The organism is Acidiphilium sp. JA12-A1 (assembly GCF_000724705.2).
GTDB classification, from domain to species: Bacteria; Pseudomonadota; Alphaproteobacteria; order Acetobacterales; family Acetobacteraceae; genus Acidiphilium; species Acidiphilium multivorum.
Map to the genome: position 1 here is coordinate 1 of NZ_JFHO01000290.1, position 264 is coordinate 264.

Consider the following 264-nt stretch of genomic DNA (forward strand, 5'->3'; position numbering starts at 1 on the left):
GTGCTGCTCGGCATCGCGCCCTCCGCCGGGGTTGCGGGGTTCGGGCTCGCCGGCGTGGTCGCGATCTGGGCGCTCGGCCGGCGCGGCCGGCCCGAGGTGGCGACGGCGCTGACTTTGGTGATGCTGCTCGCGACCGGCGCGCTGCTGCTTTCCTGGACCGATCGCTATGCCGCGCAGGTCTATGCGCTGCTGTTCGGCCAGGTGCTCGGCGTTTCGCGGGCGGCACTCGGCGGGATGGCGCTGGCCGGGGCGGGCGCGGTGGCG

General features: G+C 75.8%; 1 protein-coding gene. It reads left to right on the forward strand.

Going from position 1 to position 264, the window contains the following annotated elements; all coding sequences use genetic code 11:
• Nucleotides 1–264 (forward strand): metal ABC transporter permease (locus tag RT91_RS19925; RefSeq protein WP_035189824.1); only part of this gene is annotated, 264 nt, incomplete at both ends.